The sequence below is a fragment of the Haloactinomyces albus genome (assembly GCF_031458135.1).
GTDB classification, from domain to species: Bacteria; Actinomycetota; Actinomycetes; order Mycobacteriales; family Pseudonocardiaceae; genus Haloactinomyces; species Haloactinomyces albus.
Genome location: NZ_JAVDXW010000001.1, coordinates 2,879,208 through 2,897,210 on the forward strand (window position 1 = coordinate 2,879,208; position 18,003 = coordinate 2,897,210).

Genomic DNA, 18,003 nt, shown 5'->3' on the forward strand with positions numbered 1-18,003 from the left:
CTGGAGTGATCCCCTCGGGATCATCCGGGCAGAATTCGGGGCGGCACCCACGCCGGGGTGCCGCCCCGAATTCTGTCAGCTCGCCACCGTATCGACCGGCCGCCGGTGTGTCTTGACGATGACCTCGCGCTCGGACTCCGACAACCCGCCCCAGATCCCGTAGGGCTCTTGTACGGCCAGCGCATGCTTGCGGCACTGTTCGAGTACGGGGCAGTGGTGGCAGACCTCTTTCGCCTTCGCCTCACGTCTTGCTCGAGCCGGTCCTCGTTCGCCGTCGGGATGGAAGAAGTACGAACTGTCCATTCCCCGACAGGAACCGCGTATCTGCCAATCCCAGATATCGGCGTTCGGCCCTGGAAGACGCCGTGTGTCCGCCATTGCGACAACCACCTCCAACCCGGTGGGTCCCCTCCTGCCGCGGCTTTTGCCGCAGCTCGCACCGATCACCGTAAAACCGCGCCAAAGCTTGTTCAACCCTCAACGCGCCAAAGGTTGTTCACGGTGGGGTGATCCTGGAAAGAACAACCCGGGTTGCCGATCCTGGTCGCCAACCCCGAACATGGCCCCGTGACGACGAGGCCGGGACCTGTCCAGGCGTGGACCGACTCAGCGGTCGCGGATGATGCCGACTCCGCGCCCGAGGGCGATGTCGACGTGTCCGACGAGGACGTGTCCGATGAGCGGGAGCCACCGAAGCTCACGGTCGCGGCGGTCGCCCGCAGGTTGGGAGTGGCCCCGGCGACTCTGCGTACCTGGGACCGCCGATACGGCATCGGCCCCAGCGACCACACAACGGGCCACCATCGCCGCTATGGGCCCGACGACATCGCGCGGCTGGAGCAGATGCAACGCGCCTTGTTGCGGGGGGCCTCGCCCGCGGAGGCGGCTCGCTATGCCCGAACCGCCACGGCGACACCGCAGCGCGGTTCCTCGGAGGCGTCGGCTTCCGGGGGAACGCAGCAATCGGCCGTAAGCAGCGAGCCGGTCCTGCTGTCCGGTGTCCTCGACACCGCCGATGATCCGTCCGGGTCCGAAAGGGCACCCCATACCGGTGGAGGTGGCCTGAAGCTCAGCGGCACGGGCCCGCGTGCGCGCGGGCTCGGGCGGGCCGCACTCGCACTCGACTCCTGGTCGGCGCAGCAGCTCCTGCTGGAGGGAATGCAGGCCGAGGGAGTCGTGGCAACCTGGTGTGACGTGCTGCAGCCGGTACTGCGGGCCCTGACCGAGCGCCGACAGCGCTCGGGCTCCGGAACCGAAGTGTCCCAATTGCTGATCGACTGCGCATCGACGGCGCTTCGTGCGGTGATCGCCAACGCGCCACCGCCGCTCAACCCTCGTCCGGCTGTCCTCGCCTCGGTGCCGGGGGAGGGGCAGGAACTCGAACTCGTCGCGCTCGCGGCGGCCCTGGCGGCGAACCGGGTGGGTAATCGCTTGTTCGGGTCCGCTCTCCCGAAGGAGGGGTTGGATACCGCCATCAGGCGGGCGGCCCCGGCCGCCGTCGTGCTGTGGGCCGAGCAGTCCCACTACGCGGCCCCGCACCTGATCGCCGACCTGCCCAATCCGCGCCAGCGGTTTCGTGCGTTCGCGGCGGGAGGGGGATGGGAGTCGGAAGCCATGCCCGCCCATGTCGAAGTGCTGGGCTCGTTGCCGACCGCGGTGGATCGTGTGTCCGAAACCATCCTGGGATGTGGATCGGCAAGCGATGGTGTGATGTAAATCACGAATCGAGTTGCGGCGAATCGCACTCGTTTCGTTTCGGAAGTGACCGACCGGTAGGAAGGGGTGCTTTCGAGTGAGTATCGCAGGTGACAGCCCTGTCGGGGTGAATACGCCATAACGAGTGACAAGGTGCCGCAAGTCTGTGCTCCATTCCGGTGAACTTCAGTGGAGGCAACCTGATCACCGTCTGAACGGATTTAGCACCGGATCGTGTCAAGGTACGGGCCTCTGCAGCCGATGGGGGAATTGGAACGTTCACCCGCCTGCAGGAAAGGAGTTCCCGTGACGACGGTCTTGATCTGTGATGATCGGCGGAGCGTTCGGGAAGGGCTCACCCGTGTGATGTCCGCCGTCCCCGGAGTGAGCCGGATCGATTGCGTAGCGCATGGTGACGAGCTGCTTGCCCGCTTCGCTCGACAGTCCGTGGATGTTGTCCTCGTCGGCACGCAGCGCGCGGTGCCCAACGGCGTGGAGGCCACCCGCAGGCTCGTCTCGGCGCATCCGCAAGCGAATGTGATCGTGTTCGGCGCACCGGACGACGCGGGCAGTATCGCCGCGGCGATCGCCGGCGGTGCGCGCGGATACCTGCGTTGGGATGCTTCCCGGCCGGAACTGGTCGCCGCGCTCGCGCACACGCTCGCAAGCACCTCGGTGCCCTCGCCCCGGCAGCCCTCGGACCCCGGTGTGCAACTCACCGACCGGGAGTTGCAGGTGCTCCGTGGCATGGCTCAGGGCAAGAGCAATGGTCAGATCGGGCGGGAACTGTACCTGTCGGAGGACACGGTCAAGACGCATGCGCGTCGCTTGTTCCGCAAACTCGGAGTGCGTGATCGGGCACAGGCGGTGGCCCATGGGTTCCGCCGTGGCCTGGTTGCCTGAGAAGTGGGTTCGGGACGCGAATACTGGAGTGCGGCTCTTGGGCGGGCATCTGGTAATTGTGGACGTGTGACCATGACCGCCCGTCGCCCTCGCCTTCCGTTCGCGGCCCCCACTTCTCTTGTGGCCTCTCCTTCCGTTGCGGCCACCGCCGCTCCTCCGGCCCCTGCGGCCATGGAGATGTCGTTCGGGGACCCGTCCTTGTTCGGTGACCTGTTGTCGCCCGGTACGGTGACGGTGGATCAGCGTGCGAGGCACGCTGGGCACGCCGGACGAATCCGAATCGCGTAACCGCGTAACACCAGGGCTGCTGTCTGCGATGAGCAACGTGGGGGACGGGCTGGACGCTCTTGTAAGCGCCGCCGTCGACGGCGACCGTCAGTCGATCGAGCGCTTGCTGGCGGAAATCCGTCCTTTGGTGGTGCGGTATTGCCGCGCCAGGGTCGGACGAAACGAGCGTTCGTACGCTTCGGCGGACGATGTCGCACAGGAGGTGTGCCTCGCCGTGCTCACGGCGCTACCCACCTATCGTGACCAAGGCCGTCCTTTCCTGGCGTTCGTGTACGGCATCGCCGCGCACAAAGTGGCTGATGCGCACCGTGCGTCGGCCCGCAATCGTTCCGAACCGGTCGCGGACCTTCCGGATACCCCGGAGCCCGAGTCCGGTCCTGAACAGCGGGCGATACAGGGTGAGCTTTCGGGCAGGATGGCGCAGTTGTTGCGTGTCCTCCCGGAAAAGCAGCGGGAAATCCTGCTGCTCCGGGTGGTCGTCGGATTGTCCGCGGAGGAAACCGCCGAAGCGGTCGATTCGACGCCGGGAGCGGTGCGAGTGGCGCAGCATCGTGCACTGGCCCGGCTGCGCAAGACGCTGTCCGCGGAGGAGGTGGTCTGAATGGCTGAGCGAAAAGGGTCCGGGGATGACGGTGACGGACACGACCCTGTTGGGTCCCGCAGGCAGGACGACCGTTCGCGTACCGAGACCGAGCGGGATGTACCCGCAGGCAGCACATCAAACGACGAGTTCGAACCGATCGACGATGACCGCGATGGTGAGTCCGACAACCATGAGTCCGCTTCGGAGCCGGACCGACAGACGGTGACGTCCGAACAGGACGGCATCGCCGACGAGGAACAGGTGACCGAGCAGACTTCCCAGACCGAACGAACCGAGCAAGCCGAACGAACCGAGCAAGCCGAACGAACCGAGCAAGCCGAAGAAGCCGCGGACGACACTGCGGAGGTCCTGAGCTTTCGCAGGAAAGAGGACGATTCGGACGCGGCGGAAGTGCACCGGGACAGCGAGAACGAGAAACCGCTCGGAGACGACGATGCGGATGACGAGCCCATCGACCTCTCCGCGCTCCAAGCCGATGACGAGCTGCTGGACGCACTCGGTGGTACCGACCCCGATGTCGCACTGACGGACGACGAACCCGCTCTGGAGTCGTTGCTGGTGGCATGGCGGCGCGACGTCGACGCCGCGCCGATCGGTGATCTCGTCGACACCGACACCGCGCTATCCGCCGTCGCCGCGGGGCGTACGCAACCGCGCCGACGCAAACGGCGTCACCTGGTGCCGATCGCGACGGCGGCGGCTGTGCTGATGATCACGTTCACCGGTGTGGGGCTCGCGGCACGCGATGCGCGCCCCGGGGACGCTCTCTGGAGCGTCGCCCAGGTCCTTTACACCGATCACGCTCGATCGGCCCAGGCCGCCTGGCAAGCGCAGCAGCAGCTCGAAAAGGCAGGCACGGCGTGGGAGAAGGGGCGCTCCGAGGCAGCCGAGGAGGCCCTCCAGCAAGCGCAGGAGAAGATGGACACGGTCGACGCCGGGCATGGCCTGTCGGATCTGCAGGCCGCGCACGCATCGCTGAGTGCGAAGATCGAGCGTGGTCGGAGCAGGGTCGAGGAGCCGCTGCCCGTGGTCTCGTCCTCGACACAACCGTTGCCGTCGAGTTCCGCCGAACCGAGCTCGACCTCCTCGGTGCCCTCGTCGTCCCCGTCCTCGTCGATGCCGACACGCACCGGCTCGCAATCGCCGAGTACGTCGCCGAAGCAACCGAGTCGGTCCGGGACACCGAGTAGCTCCTCGCCCGGGAGCTCGGACGGAAACCCGGATGGAAGCTCGGACCGGAGAACGTCGAGCGGGCACTCGTCGCACAGCACCGGTGATGCGGGGCTTCTTCCGCCCTGATCAGTACCGCACCGGGTGCCGAACGAAAGACACTACTGTGGCGCCGCTGCCCGAGGGCAGCGGCGCCACAGTAGTACCGGTGGTATGGATCCCGTCGAGCTCGGTCGATTCCGCCGGGTTCGGTGCCTCACCTGGGAGCCGAGAGTGCTCAGCGGCTGCTTTCGTTCTCGGTCTCGGTCACGCCGTCCGCGAAGCCGCGGCAGTACTCCCAGCTGACGTAGTGGCCCGGGTTCGGTTCGTAAGCGGGTTCGTGCGGGCGCATCCGGCCGTCGTTGAGCAGTTGTTCCAGGCTGGAACGCAGGAGCTCCCACTCGTGGTAATGGACCTCACCGCAATCCCCGCAGTCCACGACGATGCCGCGGATTCCACGGGGTTCCAGCAGCGCCTGATACACGGCGAGGTCTGTCAGGTCCGACAGCAACTCGGCCCGTTCGTCATCACCGAGCGGTGGTTCCTGCTCGGAGTCGTGGTCGCCGAGTTCCATACTCGGGTCATCCGGATCGCCCGCGAACGGGTCTGGTGGCAACGGGTCATGCGGCACATTCCGCACGGTACCGGTAGCGTCCAGTCCGCTTGTGTCGTGGCCGGGCACCGGGTCACCGAAGAGCAACCGATATGATGGGGGTATCCCACCCGCGAGGCGTGTTGGAGCGCTGACGAGCACCGTTGCCTGCGGCGCGGTGTCACCGTCGTCGGACGCGGACTCCGCGGGGCCACCAGCTTCTGAGGAAGGCATTCCTTCGCGCAATGACCAGCGAACTCACCGCACCAGGTTTTCCCACGAAGTTCGCGACGCTCGGGCTGACCTTCGACGATGTCCTCCTGCTCCCGGATGAGTCCGACGTCACCCCCGGCACTGTCGACACCGGTACCCAGTTCTCGCGCAATATCCGGTTGCGCGTGCCGCTGGCTTCGGCCGCCATGGATACGGTCACCGAGGCGAGGATGGCGATTGCGATGGCCCGCCTCGGCGGAGTCGGCATCCTGCAGCGCAATCTGCCCGCCGAGGAGCAGGCGGCGCAGGTCGAGGTGGTCAAGCGGTCCGAGGCGGGCATGGTCACCGATCCCGTCACGTGTTCGGCGGAGGACACGCTCGCCGAGGTGGACGCGTTGTGCGCCCGGTACCGGATCTCGGGGGTGCCGGTGGCCGAGCCGGACGGAACCCTTGTGGGCATTATCACCAATCGTGACATGCGTTTCGAGGTGGACCACACCAAGCGTGTCCGGGAGATCATGACCCCGGCACCACTGATCACCGCGCAGGTCGGAGTCACCGCCGATGCCGCACTGGGGCTGCTGCGCAGGAACAAGGTGGAAAAGCTGCCGATCGTGGACAACGCGGGCAAGCTGCGTGGTCTCATCACCGTCAAGGACTTCGTCAAGACCGAGCAGTATCCCGACGCCACGAAGGATCCCGACGGGCGGCTGCTGTGCGGTGCCGCGGTCGGAGTCGGTGCGGACTCGCACGAACGCGCCATGGCGCTGGTCGACGCGGGAGTTGATGTCCTCGTCGTGGACACCGCGCACGGGCACTCCCGCGCGGTGGTGGACACGGTGGCGACGTTGAAGCGCGAACTCGGTCACTCGGTCGACGTGGTCGGGGGCAATGTGGCCACCAAAACCGGTGCGCAGGCACTGATCGACGCCGGGGCCGACGGCGTCAAGGTGGGTGTGGGACCCGGCTCGATCTGCACGACACGTGTGGTCGCCGGGGTCGGTGTTCCCCAGATCACCGCGGTTTACGAGGCCGATCAGGCGTGCCGTCCGGCCGGTGTGCCGGTGATCGCCGATGGCGGTATCCAGTACTCCGGCGACATCGCGAAGGCGATCGCCGCGGGGGCCGGCAGTGTGATGCTCGGCAGCCTGCTCGCCGGTACCGCCGAGTCTCCCGGTGATCTCGTGCTGGTCAACGGCAAGCAGTTCAAGGTCTACCGGGGCATGGGCTCGTTGGGAGCCATGCAGTCGCGCGGGGACTCTCAGTCCTACTCCAAGGATCGTTACTTCCAGGACGACGTGCTTTCCGAGGACAAGCTGGTCCCCGAGGGCATCGAGGGCCGCGTCCCGTTCCGCGGCCCGCTGGGTCAGGTCGTGCATCAGCTCGTCGGTGGCGTGCGCTCGGGGATGGGCTTCACCGGTGCGCAGACGATCGCCGAGTTGCAGGCGGCCCACTTGGTGCGGGTCACCGCTTCCGGACTCAGGGAAAGTCATCCGCACGACATCACGATGACCAGTGAGGCTCCGAACTACACGACGCGGTGACCCCGAAAGAGTGACCCGACGACGTCGAGAGCGCCCGTACCGGAGAGAATGCGCCGTCGGAGCACAGGCACTGCGAGGAGAGGATTGACGTGCGGGATCTTGTGGAGATCGGCATGGGCCGGACGGCCATGCGCGGCTACGACCTGGACGATGTCGAGATCGTGCCCTCTCGACGTACCCGCTCGTCGAAGGATGTGTCGTTGTCCTGGCAGATCGACGCCTACCGCTTCGACATCCCGCTGGTCACCCATCCGACCGATGCGATCGTCTCTCCCGATACCGCCGTGCGCGTCGGGGAACTCGGCGGTCTCGGCGTCCTCAATGCCGAGGGGCTGTGGGCGCGCCACGAGAACGCCGAAGAGGCGCTGTTGCAGGTGATCCGAGCCGCCGAGCAGGATGAGGATCCGGAGGCGGCGATCCGGATGCTGCAGGAGTTGCACTCCGCGCCGATTCGAAACGACCTGCTCACCGAGGCGGTCAAGCGGATCAAGAATTCCGGGGTGACCGTGGCGGCACGGGTCAGCCCGCAGCACGCCGAGGAACTGACCCCGACTCTGCTGGCAGCCGGCGTGGAGGTGTTGATGGTGCAGGGCACCATCGTCTCCGCCGAGCACGTCGTTCGAGACGGGGAACCGCTGAACCTCAAGCGGTTCATCGCGGACCTCGATGTGCCCGTGATCGCCGGTGGGGTCGGTGACTACCGGACCGCTATCCATCTGATGCGCACCGGTGCGGCAGGAGTGATCGTCGGGTTCGGCCAGTCACGGTCGGCGACCACGACCCAGACCCTGGGCATCGGGGTACCGATGGCCACGGCGATCGCCGATGCCGCAGCGGCGCGCCGGGATTATCTCGACGAGACCGGCGGTCGCTACGTGCACGTGATCGCCGACGGTGGCCTGTCCTACTCGGGAGATATCGCGAAGGCGGTGGCGTGTGGTGCCGATGCGGTGATGCTGGGTGAGGCGCTGACGGAGACAGCGGAGGCACCGGCCCAGGGATACTACTGGACGGCCGCCGCCGCGCATCCGAATCTGCCACGCAGCGAGATTGCGGGCTTTGCTGGAGCGGGTGCCGACCTGCAGACACTGCTGTTCGGCCCGAGCAGCGATCCGTACGGCACGCTGAACCTGTTCGGTGCGTTGCGCCGGGCGATGGCGAAGACGGGATACTCCGAACTCAAGGAGTTCCAGAAGGTCGGCTTGATGCTGTGCCGCTGAGTGCGGCGTGCTGTGTCCTGCCGGGTGAGATGAACCGTCTCACAGGACTACCGGCAAGTAACTTTTACGTCTAGCCTGTCCCGCATGGCTTCACGTGGCGGGGAACACAGCACAGGCGGGAACCACGGCAGCAGTGGCAAGAGCGGCGCCCGAAACGGGACCGACTACGACGTCGTCGTCATCGGTTCGGGTTTCGGCGGCAGCGTCGCCGCGCTCCGGCTGACCGAGAAGGGCTATCGCGTCGCGGTTCTCGAAGCGGGCAAGCGGTTCGCCGATGACGAGTTCGCGAAAACCTCGTGGGACCTACGCCGTTTCCTCTGGGCACCGCAGCTCGGCTGCTTCGGGATCCAGCGCATCCACCTGCTGCGCAACGTGCTTGTGCTCGCCGGATCGGGCGTCGGCGGCGGCTCGCTGGTGTATGCGAACACGCTGTACCGGCCGATGAAGCCGTTCTACACCGATTCCCAGTGGGCCCACATCACCGACTGGGAGGACGAACTCGCCACGCACTACGACCAGGCCAGTCGAATGTTGGGGGTGGTCACCAACCCCACGGTGACGCCATCGGACGAGGTGATCAAGGACGTTGCCGCGGACATGGGCGTCGGCGATACCTACCACCCGACGCCTGTGGGCGTGTACTTCGGCAAACCCGGCGAGGACTCCGCGGACCCGTATTTCGGGGGTGCGGGGCCGACCCGCACCGGCTGCACCGAATGCGGTGCCTGCATGACGGGGTGCCGGGTCGGTGCCAAGAACACGCTGATGAAGAACTACCTGTATCTGGCCGAGGCGGGCGGCGCCGAGGTGTGGCCGATGACGACGGTCAGCGGACTGGCGCAGGATACGGACGGTCGTTGGCGGATCGGCACCGAACGCACCGGGGCCGGGTTCAGGCGGGGCCGACGGACCTTCACCGCCGATCAGGTCGTCGTCGCTGCCGGGACGTGGGGGACTCAGAACCTGTTGCACCGGGCTCGGGAACGTGGCGATCTGCCGCGGCTTTCGACGAAGTTGGGTGAGCTCACCAGGACCAATTCCGAGTCGATCATCGGTGCGCAGGCACCGCGGGTCACTGCGGATCGTGATTTCTCCCGGGGGACCGCGATCACCTCGTCGTTCCATCCGGACAGTGACACCCACATCGAACCGGTCCGCTACGGCAGGGGCAGCAACGCCATGGGGCTTCTGCAGACGCTGCCCACCACGGGAGCCGAGTCCACGCCACGCTGGCGGCAGTGGTTGCGAACGGCGGTCAAGCGACCGTTGTTGGCGTTGCGGTTGTTGTCGGTGCGCCGGTGGAGTGAGCGCACCGTGATCCTGCTGGTCATGCAGAGTCTCGACAATTCGCTGACCACGCGGCTGCGTCGAGGGCTGTTCGGGCGCCGCAGGCTCACGTCACGGCAAGGGCACGGCGCACCGAATCCGAGCTGGATCCCGGCGGGTGAGGAGGCCAACAGGCGGGCTGCCGAGAAACTCGGCGGCATCGCCGGGGGCACCTGGGGCGAACTGTTCGACATTCCGCTGACCGCGCACTTCATCGGTGGCTGCCCGATCGGTGCGGATCCCGAGCACGGGGTGATCGACCCGTATCACCGCGCGTACGGCTATCCGACACTCTCGATCGTGGACGGTTCGGCGATCACCGCGAACCTCGGTGTGAATCCCTCGCTGACGATCACCGCGCAGGCCGAGCGGGCGTTCTCGCTGTGGCCGAACAAGGGAGAAACCGATCCGCGCGCGTCCCAGTCCGAGGGATACCGACGTGTCGAGCCGGTCGCGCCGAAGGCGCCCGCCGTGCCCGCTGATGCCCCCGGTGCACTGCGCCCCTGAGCGGCACTCCGGTGGTTTTTGCAGTTTCGCGCGAAACTGCATTTTTGTTCTTTCGCGCGGAACCGCATGCGAAGCCGGACAGGGCGGGGCCGGTGCCATTGTGCTGCTGGTTACCTGGGATAATCCTGCGTAGGACGGGAGTGTCACCCGGTAACGGCCAGGAGGTTCAGACGACGTGTCCGGCACTATCAGCAGCGGCCGTGCTCCGCAGGAACAGACTTCCGGGGATCAGTCCTCGGCAGGGCAGGGGCCGGTTCTCGTCGTCGATTACGGCGCGCAGTATGCGCAGCTGATCGCCCGCAGGGTGCGCGAGACGCAGGTGTATTCCGAGGTCGTTCCACACGACACCCCGGTCGAGGAGATCGTGCGCCGCGATCCGGCTGCGATCGTGCTCTCCGGTGGCCCGGCCAGCGTTTACGCGCCGGATGCCCCCCAGGTCGACGGCGCTCTGTTCGATACCGGTGTCCCCGTGTTCGGCATCTGCTACGGCTTCCAGGCGATGATCTCGGCGCTCGGCGGCACCGTCGAACACACCGGCACCCGCGAGTACGGGCGCACCGAACTGTCGGTGGTCGGCCGGGGCGGCACCCTGCACGAGGACCTCCCCGGCCACCACCCGGTGTGGATGAGTCACGGCGACTCGGTGAGCAAGGCGCCCGAGGGTTTTACCGTCACGGCGGGTAGCAAGGACACACCGGTGGCGGCGTTCGAGAACACCGAACGCAGGATCGCGGGGGTGCAGTACCACCCCGAGGTGGCGCACACCCCGCACGGTCAGGAGGTGCTCCGGCGATTCCTGCACGACATCGCAGGTGTCCGGCCCCAGTGGACCACTTCCTCCATCGTCGATGAGACGGTCGCCGCCATTCGCGAGCAGGTCGGTGACCGGCGTGCGATCTGTGGGCTGTCCGGTGGGGTGGACTCGGCCGTGGCGGCCGCACTGGTTCAGCGCGCCATCGGAGACCGTCTGACCTGCGTTTTCGTCGATCATGGTCTGCTTCGTGCGGGTGAGCGCGCTCAGGTGGAGCGCGACTTCGTCGCGGCAACCGGTGTCCGGCTGGTCGTCGTCGACGCCGTGCAGCAGTTTCTCGACGCGCTGGCCGGTGTCAGCGAGCCCGAGGAGAAACGCAAGATCGTCGGGCGGGAGTTCATCCGCGTCTTCGAACAGGCCGCCCGTGACCTGCAGGCCGAGGCGGGGCAAGCGGGCGAGCACATCGATTTCCTCGTTCAGGGAACGCTGTATCCGGATGTGGTGGAATCCGGCGGTGGTTCCGGAGCCGCCAACATCAAGAGCCACCACAATGTCGGCGGGCTGCCCGAGGACCTGCAGTTCGGTCTCGTCGAGCCGTTGCGCGCGCTGTTCAAGGACGAGGTGCGCCGGGTGGGGTTGGAGCTCGGGCTGCCGGAGACGATCGTGCACCGCCAGCCGTTCCCCGGTCCGGGGCTGGCCATCCGGATCATCGGTGAGGTGACCGCGCAGCGCCTGGAGACTCTCCGAGCCGCCGACTCGATCGCGCGTGAGGAACTCACCGCAGCCGGACTCGACCGCGACATCTGGCAGTGCCCGGTGGTACTGCTGGCCGATGTCCAGTCGGTCGGTGTTCAGGGTGATCACCGCACTTACGGTCATCCGGTGGTGCTGCGGCCGGTTTCCAGCGAGGACGCTATGACCGCCGACTGGACGCGGCTGCCCTACGACGTGCTGGAGCGGATCTCCACGCGGATCACCAACGAGGTCGCCGAGATCAACCGGGTGACCATCGACGTGACCTCGAAGCCCCCGGGCACCATCGAGTGGGAGTGAACGTGTCTACCGGTCGTGGCGGGGGCGCAACGAGGCGATGAGCATGGCGGCTCCGATGCCGACCGCGCCGATCGCCAGCACCCAGTGCAGGCTCCACGGCCCGCCGATGAGCACGTGGACCGCGACGGCCAGGGTGAGCAGCCCCGCGGTCAGGGTGACCGGGTCGGGACCGCCACGCCGTGCGGAAGTCGGGGACTGCGCCTTCGACATGGGCGGCGGTGTGCCCGACATGTCGGCAGCCGAGCTCGGTACTCCGGAGTCCGGTCCCCCCGAGTTCCGGGACGTTTCCGAGTCGGGGTACACGTGATCGTTGTCAGCCACGGAAAACCTCCACATTACCGGTTCCTGCCGTCAGATCGAGTGTGATGGTGCCTCCGCCGGGGCCGTCCGCCCCGAAGTCGGTGGTCTCGACACGGGGCTGTCTGCCCTCGCGCTGTTCGCCCAGGCAGTCGACAGCGCCCATGTCGGTCGAACACCGCACGGTCGCGTCGACGTCGGGTGGAAGGTGGACGCTGATGTTGCCCAGCCCGATGTGCGCACGCGTCCCGAGATCCTGGCCCTCGGCGAACCGCAGGTCGTCGAGATGGAGCTCGATGTTGCCCACCGAGCCGGTGTAGTTCCCGCGTACGGCGCCGATCGTGTCCGGCCGCACCTGCTGGGAGGTGAACCCGCGCCACGGGTCGATCGGCAGCACGCTGAGCAGCATCGCCAGCACTGCGGCCGGGACCGCGAAGCCGATCAGGCCTCGACCGCCGTGCAGGAACGCGCCGACGACCATTCCGGTGCCGAGGACTCCCACCCCGATGGCCACCGCGTCGGCGGGTGACATGCCGCTTGCCATGCTGATACCGCCTGCCGACAGGGCGAGCCCGAGAGTCACGAGGGTGACCGACCGGCGCTGTGCGCGCGGGGGTTCCGGTTCGGGTTGGTGCTGTTCGCCGGGCTCGGGAAGATCCCAGGCGAAGGGTGCCGCACCGAGCGGATCCCACGACGGAGGACTCGTGCGTTCGGTCTCCGCAGCCGTGGAGTAGCCCGCACTGTCCCTGTCCGCGCCGGGATACACCCACGTGTTGTTCTCACCGCCGGTGGGCTGTTCGACCTGTGCCGGGGACCCGGGAGCCGGAGTGCGATCCCGGGGAGTGCGATCCCGGTAGTGGCGGTGCAGCAGGTACAGGGCGAGACCACCGAGGATCAGACCGAACAGGCCTGCGAGGTCCGTTACGGCGAACAGGGCGGGAATGAGCAGCAGCACGAGCAGCACCAGCATCGGTCCCGATGTGGTGTGGGACCTGCTCTCGCCGGGTCTGCCGGTGCCTTCCCTCGGTAGCAGCAGCCATCCCAGCAGATACAGCACGATCCCGGCGCCGCCGTAGAAGGTGCCGACCACGAACGCGACTCGTACCAGGACCGGGTCGATGCCGTACCGGTTGCCGAGAGCTGCCGAGACACCGCCGAGCTTGGTGCCCGTGCGTGGCCGCACCGGCCGGTCGGCCCAGAAGTCCCGGACCGTGTCCTCGATACCCGCGGTTTTCTTTCCGTCTGGCCCACGCATGGTTTCCACTATCCGGGGCAGGTGACGGTTCGGGCATCGGGGACGCCCCTGAGTCGGCCCGGAAAGACGCGGCTTGTTCCCCGATGTCCGGGTGGGCACGCACGTGGAACCATCGATGTTGTGAATGTCCGGACCAAGCGTTCCGTGCAGCAGGCGGACCAGCGTGACCGTCCGCCCGTGGACGCCGCTCACCGGCAGGACGTGCAGGATTCGGGCATGCTGCCCGAATCCGCGCGGTTGCGCAGGCAGCGTTCCGGCCGGCTGGTCGCCGGTGTGGCCGCGGGGGTCGCCGAACACCTGGGTGTGCCGGTGCTGTGGGTACGGGCGGTGTTCGCCGCGCTTGCCGCGTTCGGCGGTGCCGGGATCGTGGCCTACGGCCTGCTGTGGGTATTCGTACCGCAGCGTTCCGATGCGGACCGCCCGTTGTCATCTCGGGAGCGTCAGCAGGGCCTCGGCCTGCTCGTTCTCGGAATCGGTCTGGCTGTCGCCGTCGTCTCCTTCGGGGCGCTTCCACCGTGGCTGGCCGGGCCGCTCGCGGTGACTCTCATCGGTGCTGCGGTGGTCTGGCGGGAGGCCGACGAGTCGCAGCGGCGCAGGTGGCGCCAGGGAGCCCGTTCCGGCATGGCGGGTGCGATGCTCGGTGGGGGAGGCCGTTTCGCCGCCGTGCGGGTCCTCGCCGGTGTCTGTCTCGTGGTAGCGGGCATCGTGGTTTTTCTGGCGAGCAGTGCGACCGTGAGTGCGCTGCAGTTCGCTCTGCTGGCGGTGCTGGCGACGTTGGTCGGTGTCGCTGTGATCACGGTGCCGTGGTGGGTGCGCCTGGTACGCGACCTCAATGTCGAACGAGCGAGCCGAATCCGGTCGCAGGAGCGCGCCGAGATCGCGGCACATCTGCACGACTCGGTACTGCAGACTCTCGCGCTGATCCAGAAACAGGCGGAGTCCTCCCGGGAGGTCCGGCGACTGGCGCGGGGCCAGGAGCGGGAACTGCGCCACTGGCTGTACGGATCGGGTGGCACCGGCCGGGCGCCGTCCGGGCGGGGAGAAGCCGGACAGGCGGTGGTCGACCGGATGGGTGCCGCTCGGGGGGAAGGCGGTTCTCCGGCCGTGCACCGGAACAGCGCGCTGTCCGATGAGCTCGCCCGGATCTGCGGGGAGGTCGAGGACACGTTCGCGATCACGGTGCAGCAGGTCGTGGTGGGTGACTGTGCTCTCGACGAGGCGAGCGCGGCGATGCTCGCGGCTGCCCGGGAGGCCATCGTCAACGCCGCCAAGCATGCGGGAGTGGGCGAGGTCAGTGTCTACGCCGAGGTGCAGCAGGAGTGCGTCGAGGTTTTCGTGCGGGATCGCGGTGCAGGCTTCGATCCGGAGAATGTTCCCGACGACCGGCACGGACTTGCCGACTCGATCCGGGGCAGGATGGAACGCAACGGTGGTCGGGTGCGCCTGCGTACCGCTTCCGGCGCCGGGACCGAGGTGCAATTGGAAATGCCTCGTGCCGGTCGCTAGGGGGCGTGGGTCATCCGGGACGGGGCGGTGCGAGCAGCACGGCCGGAAAGGGAGTTGCCATGACCAGTGCAGGTGAGGTGGACAACAGGACCGGGCCGGTGCGGACGTACCTGGTCGACGACCACGCCTTGTTCCGCACCGGCGTGCGTGCCGAGCTCGCCGGTGCGGGCGACCGGGTCGAGGTGGTAGGTGAGGCCGGTTCGGTGGCCGAGGCGGTGGCCGGGATCGGTCATCTCGAACCCGAGGTCGTCCTGTTGGATGTGCACATGCCCGACGGTGGTGGTGCCGAGGTGCTGCGCCGGGTGCGCGACAAGCAGCCGGAGGTGGTGTTTCTGGCGTTGTCGGTCTCCGACGCGGCCGAGGACGTCATCACGGTCATTCGTGGTGGTGCCCGTGGATACGTGACGAAGACGATTTCCGGGAGGGAGCTGGCCGACGCGATCTGCCGGGTGTCCGCCGGGGATCCGGTGTTCTCCCCCAGGCTTGCCGGTTTCGTGCTCGATGCATTCTCGGAGGGGCCGAACTCGGCACCGGTGGGGGATCCCGAGCTCGATCAGCTCACCCCGCGTGAGCGCGATGTGCTGCGGTTACTCGCGCGGGGTTATGCGTACAAGGAGATCGCCGCGGAGCTGTTCATCTCGGTCAAAACGGTCGAGACGCACGTGTCCAGCGTCTTGCGCAAGACGCAACTGTCGAATCGCTACGAGCTCTCGCGTTGGGCCTCGGACCGCCGCCTGGTGTGAGTGCCGTACCCACCGGGGAAGACACCACCGGGGAAGAGTAGTGCGCGCTCGGGCGGCAGGAACCACGGCAGCGTGGGACACGGGTGTGCCCGTGGGTGCCCGTGGTTGTGGAAAACCGAAGGCTCTTGTGGATGGCCGGACACCCGAGAGATGCAGTTTCGCGCGAAATCACATTTTTGTGATTTCGCGCGAAACTGTTCACCCACCCCTCATTCATGTCCTTGGGGTTCGCATGTTGCGTTCCCGGGCACCTCGGAGTTCTCGGAGTCGCTGCGTCGCTTCGAGGCCACGACCCTGGAGGTGGCACTGGACGCGGCCTCGCTCCGCGTGCCGCCTGTCGACGTTCCGCCGTCCTTGCGCCGGCTCAGTGCGACACCGGCCAGGACGACGAGCATGCCCGCCAGTACGCGCACCCCGAACTGCTCGTCGAGCACCAGCCAACCGAGCAGGACCGAAACCACCGGCATCAGGTACGTCACGGTGGACGCGGTGGTGGCGCCTTCGTCGGCGATGATCCGGTAGTGGACCGCGAACGCGAATCCGGTGCCGAGAACACCCAGCACACCGACGGCGAGCAGGGGCACCGGATCCAATGCCACGGGTTGCAGTCCGCCGATGGGAAGCGCGAGCAGGCCGAGTCCCGTAGCGGCGGTCATTTGCATCGCCGCGAGCCCCAGGGGTGGTAGCTGCTGCCCGTTGATGCGGGCACCGGTGAGGCTGCGACCGATGTAGACGAATCCGATGCCGTAGCTCACGGCCGCGGCCAGGCAGGCGAGCACGCCCCACCCGAACACACCGTTGCCGTTCCAGGGGGCCAGGATCAGGACCACCCCGCCGAAACCGAGCATCAGCCCGGCGAACCGTGTCGGTGCGAGCGTTCTCTCGACTCCGAACAGCAGCCCGAACAGCATGGTCCACAGCGGCGTGGTGGCGTTGAGAACACCGGTCAACCCCGAGGACACCGTCTGCTCGCCCAGCCCGAACAGCACCCACGGCAGGGTATTGCCGAACAGGGCGGCGATGGTGACGTTGCGCCACAGCGCGCGCGCTTCGGCGGTGCCACCGCCGTGCAACCGGATTCCCCACAGGGCGCACAGCAGGAGCAGGACGAGTGCACCGAGGGCGATGCGCGCGAAGGCGATCTGGACGGGGGACAGAGCCTCCAGCCCGACCTTGATCAGCAGGAAGCTCGCTCCCCACAAGATCGCCAGGACGCCGAGGCGAAGGTAGTTGGCCCGATTGTTCACTGCTTTCTCCCTGCCTGCTCTGCCCGCCGCCCGGTGTGTGTCCCGACGAGGCCCTTTCCAGGGTGGGTCCGCTCAGCAGTAAGGACAAGTGAAACTATCTACACCGAATATTCAGGAAACCTGTATCGTTGTGTGCATGCTGGATGTACGCCGGATGCAGGTACTGCGGGCGGTGGTGACCAGCGGCTCGGTCAGCGCCGCGGCGACGAATCTCGGCTACACGCCGTCCGCGATCAGTCAGCAGGTCTCGGCTCTGGAACGAGAGGCGGGCACGACGCTGCTGGAGAAGGTGGGGCGTGGAGTGCGCGCGACTCCGGCGGGAATGCTCCTGTCGGAGCGGGCGGGCACGCTGTCCGAACTGCTCAACACGACCGAAGCCGAGCTCGCCGATCTCCGTGCCGGACGCACCGGCCTGCTGCGCGTGCGGTTCTTCCAGAGCGCCAGCGTCGCGCTGATCCCGCCCGCCGTGGCGAAGTTCCGTACCGAACGTCCCGAGGTACAGCTCGACCTGCGGATGGTCGAGGAAGGCGTGCTCGAGCAGGTGGCCGATGGCGAGGCCGATGTCGTGGTCCTCGTGATCGGACGTGACGTTCCGGGAGCGCGAGGCGTGCGCATGTTGCATCTCGTCGACGAGCCGTATCACGCGGTGCTGCCCCAGGGGCATCCGCTGTGTGCTGAGGAGGATCCTCTCGACCTCACTCAACTGGCCGGGGAGTCGTGGATCCACGGTGGCCTCGCGCCGGGGCCGTGCACCGAATCGCTCTCGGATGCGTTCGCCTCCGCGGGCTTCACCCCGACGGTCGCCGTCGACGCGGACAGTCCGCAGGCCGCCCAGGGATTCGTGGCAGCCGGACTCGGCGTGGCGCTGTTGCCGCGTCTGGGGCTGGACATCGTGCACCCCGGCGTGGTGGTGCGCACGGTGCGCAACCCCGAGCCGGTGCGGCGGATCTACGTCGGTGTCCGTGAAGCCATCGCCGACCAGCCCGCCACTCGATCACTGCTCACGGCACTGTTCGACTCCGCAGGCGCCTGAGGACCTGCACCCGAGGG

The 18,003-nt window shown here is 67.4% G+C and carries 16 protein-coding genes; 11 read left to right on the plus strand and 5 right to left on the minus strand.

Annotation, left to right across the window (positions count from 1 at the left end; translation table 11 throughout):
• Positions 1–75 precede the first annotated feature (75 nt).
• Complete coding sequence (locus JOF55_RS13635) at positions 76–378, minus strand: WhiB family transcriptional regulator (protein WP_310274170.1); 303 nt, start codon at positions 376–378, stop codon at positions 76–78.
• 276 nt (positions 379–654) lie between these two features.
• Between JOF55_RS13635 and JOF55_RS13640 the strand changes: the two genes are divergently transcribed.
• The 4 genes from JOF55_RS13640 to JOF55_RS13655 all read left to right on the plus strand — a co-directional run bounded on the left by JOF55_RS13640 (position 655) and on the right by JOF55_RS13655 (position 4,789).
• A complete protein-coding gene (locus tag JOF55_RS13640; protein ID WP_445352014.1) occupies positions 655–1,716 on the plus strand; it encodes a MerR family transcriptional regulator in 1,062 nt (353 codons plus the stop codon).
• A gap of 285 nt (positions 1,717–2,001) precedes the next feature.
• Complete coding sequence (locus JOF55_RS13645; protein WP_310274173.1) at positions 2,002–2,598, plus strand: response regulator transcription factor; 597 nt, start codon at positions 2,002–2,004, stop codon at positions 2,596–2,598.
• 316 nt (positions 2,599–2,914) lie between these two features.
• Positions 2,915–3,487 (plus strand): sigma-70 family RNA polymerase sigma factor, encoded by a 573-nt coding sequence (locus JOF55_RS13650; protein ID WP_310274176.1) that lies wholly within the window; start codon positions 2,915–2,917, stop codon positions 3,485–3,487.
• Positions 3,488–4,789 (plus strand): anti-sigma-D factor RsdA, encoded by a 1,302-nt coding sequence (locus JOF55_RS13655; RefSeq protein WP_310274178.1) that lies wholly within the window; start codon positions 3,488–3,490, stop codon positions 4,787–4,789.
• A 148-nt stretch (positions 4,790–4,937) separates the two neighbouring features.
• On the opposite strand, the gene JOF55_RS13660 is transcribed toward JOF55_RS13655, so the two are convergent.
• The gene (locus JOF55_RS13660; RefSeq protein ID WP_374727281.1) at positions 4,938–5,339 is read right to left on the minus strand and encodes a DUF5319 domain-containing protein; all 402 of its coding nucleotides are present in this window, start codon (positions 5,337–5,339) and stop codon (positions 4,938–4,940) included.
• Between the two features lie 197 nt (positions 5,340–5,536).
• On the opposite strand from JOF55_RS13660, the gene guaB reads away from it, so the two are divergent.
• From guaB to guaA, 4 genes are all read left to right on the plus strand, one after another.
• Positions 5,537–7,048 carry an IMP dehydrogenase gene (gene guaB / locus JOF55_RS13665; protein ID WP_310274182.1) on the plus strand — a complete coding sequence of 504 codons (1,512 nt, stop codon included), beginning with the start codon at positions 5,537–5,539 and terminating at the stop codon, positions 7,046–7,048.
• A gap of 89 nt (positions 7,049–7,137) precedes the next feature.
• Positions 7,138–8,268, plus strand: a complete 1,131-nt coding sequence (locus JOF55_RS13670; RefSeq protein WP_310274184.1) for a GuaB3 family IMP dehydrogenase-related protein — start codon at positions 7,138–7,140, stop codon at positions 8,266–8,268.
• 84 nt (positions 8,269–8,352) lie between these two features.
• Positions 8,353–10,101: an FAD-dependent oxidoreductase gene (locus tag JOF55_RS13675; protein WP_310274185.1), complete on the plus strand. Its 1,749-nt coding sequence runs from the start codon at positions 8,353–8,355 to the stop codon at positions 10,099–10,101.
• A 187-nt stretch (positions 10,102–10,288) separates the two neighbouring features.
• Positions 10,289–11,905 carry a glutamine-hydrolyzing GMP synthase gene (guaA, locus tag JOF55_RS13680; protein WP_374727488.1) on the plus strand — a complete coding sequence of 539 codons (1,617 nt, stop codon included), beginning with the start codon at positions 10,289–10,291 and terminating at the stop codon, positions 11,903–11,905.
• A gap of 6 nt (positions 11,906–11,911) precedes the next feature.
• Here guaA and JOF55_RS13685 read toward each other — a convergent pair whose 3' ends face one another.
• Both JOF55_RS13685 and JOF55_RS13690 read right to left on the minus strand, forming a co-directional pair.
• A complete protein-coding gene (locus tag JOF55_RS13685) occupies positions 11,912–12,226 on the minus strand; it encodes a hypothetical protein (RefSeq protein ID WP_310274189.1) in 315 nt (104 codons plus the stop codon).
• Complete coding sequence (locus tag JOF55_RS13690; RefSeq protein WP_310274191.1) at positions 12,219–13,457, minus strand: PspC domain-containing protein; 1,239 nt, start codon at positions 13,455–13,457, stop codon at positions 12,219–12,221. The genes JOF55_RS13685 and JOF55_RS13690 overlap by 8 nt, the downstream gene beginning before the upstream one ends.
• 216 nt (positions 13,458–13,673) lie before the next feature.
• Between JOF55_RS13690 and JOF55_RS13695 the strand changes: the two genes are divergently transcribed.
• Together JOF55_RS13695 and JOF55_RS13700 are read left to right on the plus strand one after the other, a co-directional pair.
• The gene (locus tag JOF55_RS13695; RefSeq protein WP_374727489.1) at positions 13,674–14,963 is read left to right on the plus strand and encodes an ATP-binding protein; all 1,290 of its coding nucleotides are present in this window, start codon (positions 13,674–13,676) and stop codon (positions 14,961–14,963) included.
• A 59-nt stretch (positions 14,964–15,022) separates the two neighbouring features.
• Positions 15,023–15,706: a response regulator gene (locus JOF55_RS13700; RefSeq protein WP_310274195.1), complete on the plus strand. Its 684-nt coding sequence runs from the start codon at positions 15,023–15,025 to the stop codon at positions 15,704–15,706.
• A 209-nt stretch (positions 15,707–15,915) separates the two neighbouring features.
• On the opposite strand, the gene JOF55_RS13705 is transcribed toward JOF55_RS13700, so the two are convergent.
• Positions 15,916–16,953 (minus strand): DMT family transporter, encoded by a 1,038-nt coding sequence (locus tag JOF55_RS13705; RefSeq protein WP_310274197.1) that lies wholly within the window; start codon positions 16,951–16,953, stop codon positions 15,916–15,918.
• A 136-nt stretch (positions 16,954–17,089) separates the two neighbouring features.
• On the opposite strand from JOF55_RS13705, the gene JOF55_RS13710 reads away from it, so the two are divergent.
• On the plus strand, positions 17,090–17,986 hold the full coding sequence (locus tag JOF55_RS13710; protein WP_310274199.1) for a LysR family transcriptional regulator: 897 nt from the start codon (positions 17,090–17,092) through the stop codon (positions 17,984–17,986).
• The last annotated feature ends 17 nt before the right edge of the window (positions 17,987–18,003 follow it).

Excerpts from the sequence above, each read along its gene's own strand:
- guaB (WP_310274182.1), top strand. The coding sequence starts at position 5,537 with ATGACCAGCGAACTCACCGCACCAGGTTTTCCCACGAAGTTCGCGACG.
- JOF55_RS13650 (WP_310274176.1), top strand. The coding sequence starts at position 2,915 with ATGAGCAACGTGGGGGACGGGCTGGACGCTCTTGTAAGCGCCGCCGTC.
- JOF55_RS13690 (WP_310274191.1), bottom strand. The coding sequence starts at position 13,457 with ATGCGTGGGCCAGACGGAAAGAAAACCGCGGGTATCGAGGACACGGTC.
- JOF55_RS13635 (WP_310274170.1), bottom strand. The coding sequence starts at position 378 with ATGGCGGACACACGGCGTCTTCCAGGGCCGAACGCCGATATCTGGGAT.
- JOF55_RS13695 (WP_374727489.1), top strand. The coding sequence starts at position 13,674 with ATGCTGCCCGAATCCGCGCGGTTGCGCAGGCAGCGTTCCGGCCGGCTG.
- JOF55_RS13710 (WP_310274199.1), top strand. The coding sequence starts at position 17,090 with ATGCTGGATGTACGCCGGATGCAGGTACTGCGGGCGGTGGTGACCAGC.
- JOF55_RS13675 (WP_310274185.1), top strand. The coding sequence starts at position 8,353 with ATGGCTTCACGTGGCGGGGAACACAGCACAGGCGGGAACCACGGCAGC.
- JOF55_RS13655 (WP_310274178.1), top strand. The coding sequence starts at position 3,488 with ATGGCTGAGCGAAAAGGGTCCGGGGATGACGGTGACGGACACGACCCT.
- JOF55_RS13700 (WP_310274195.1), top strand. The coding sequence starts at position 15,023 with ATGACCAGTGCAGGTGAGGTGGACAACAGGACCGGGCCGGTGCGGACG.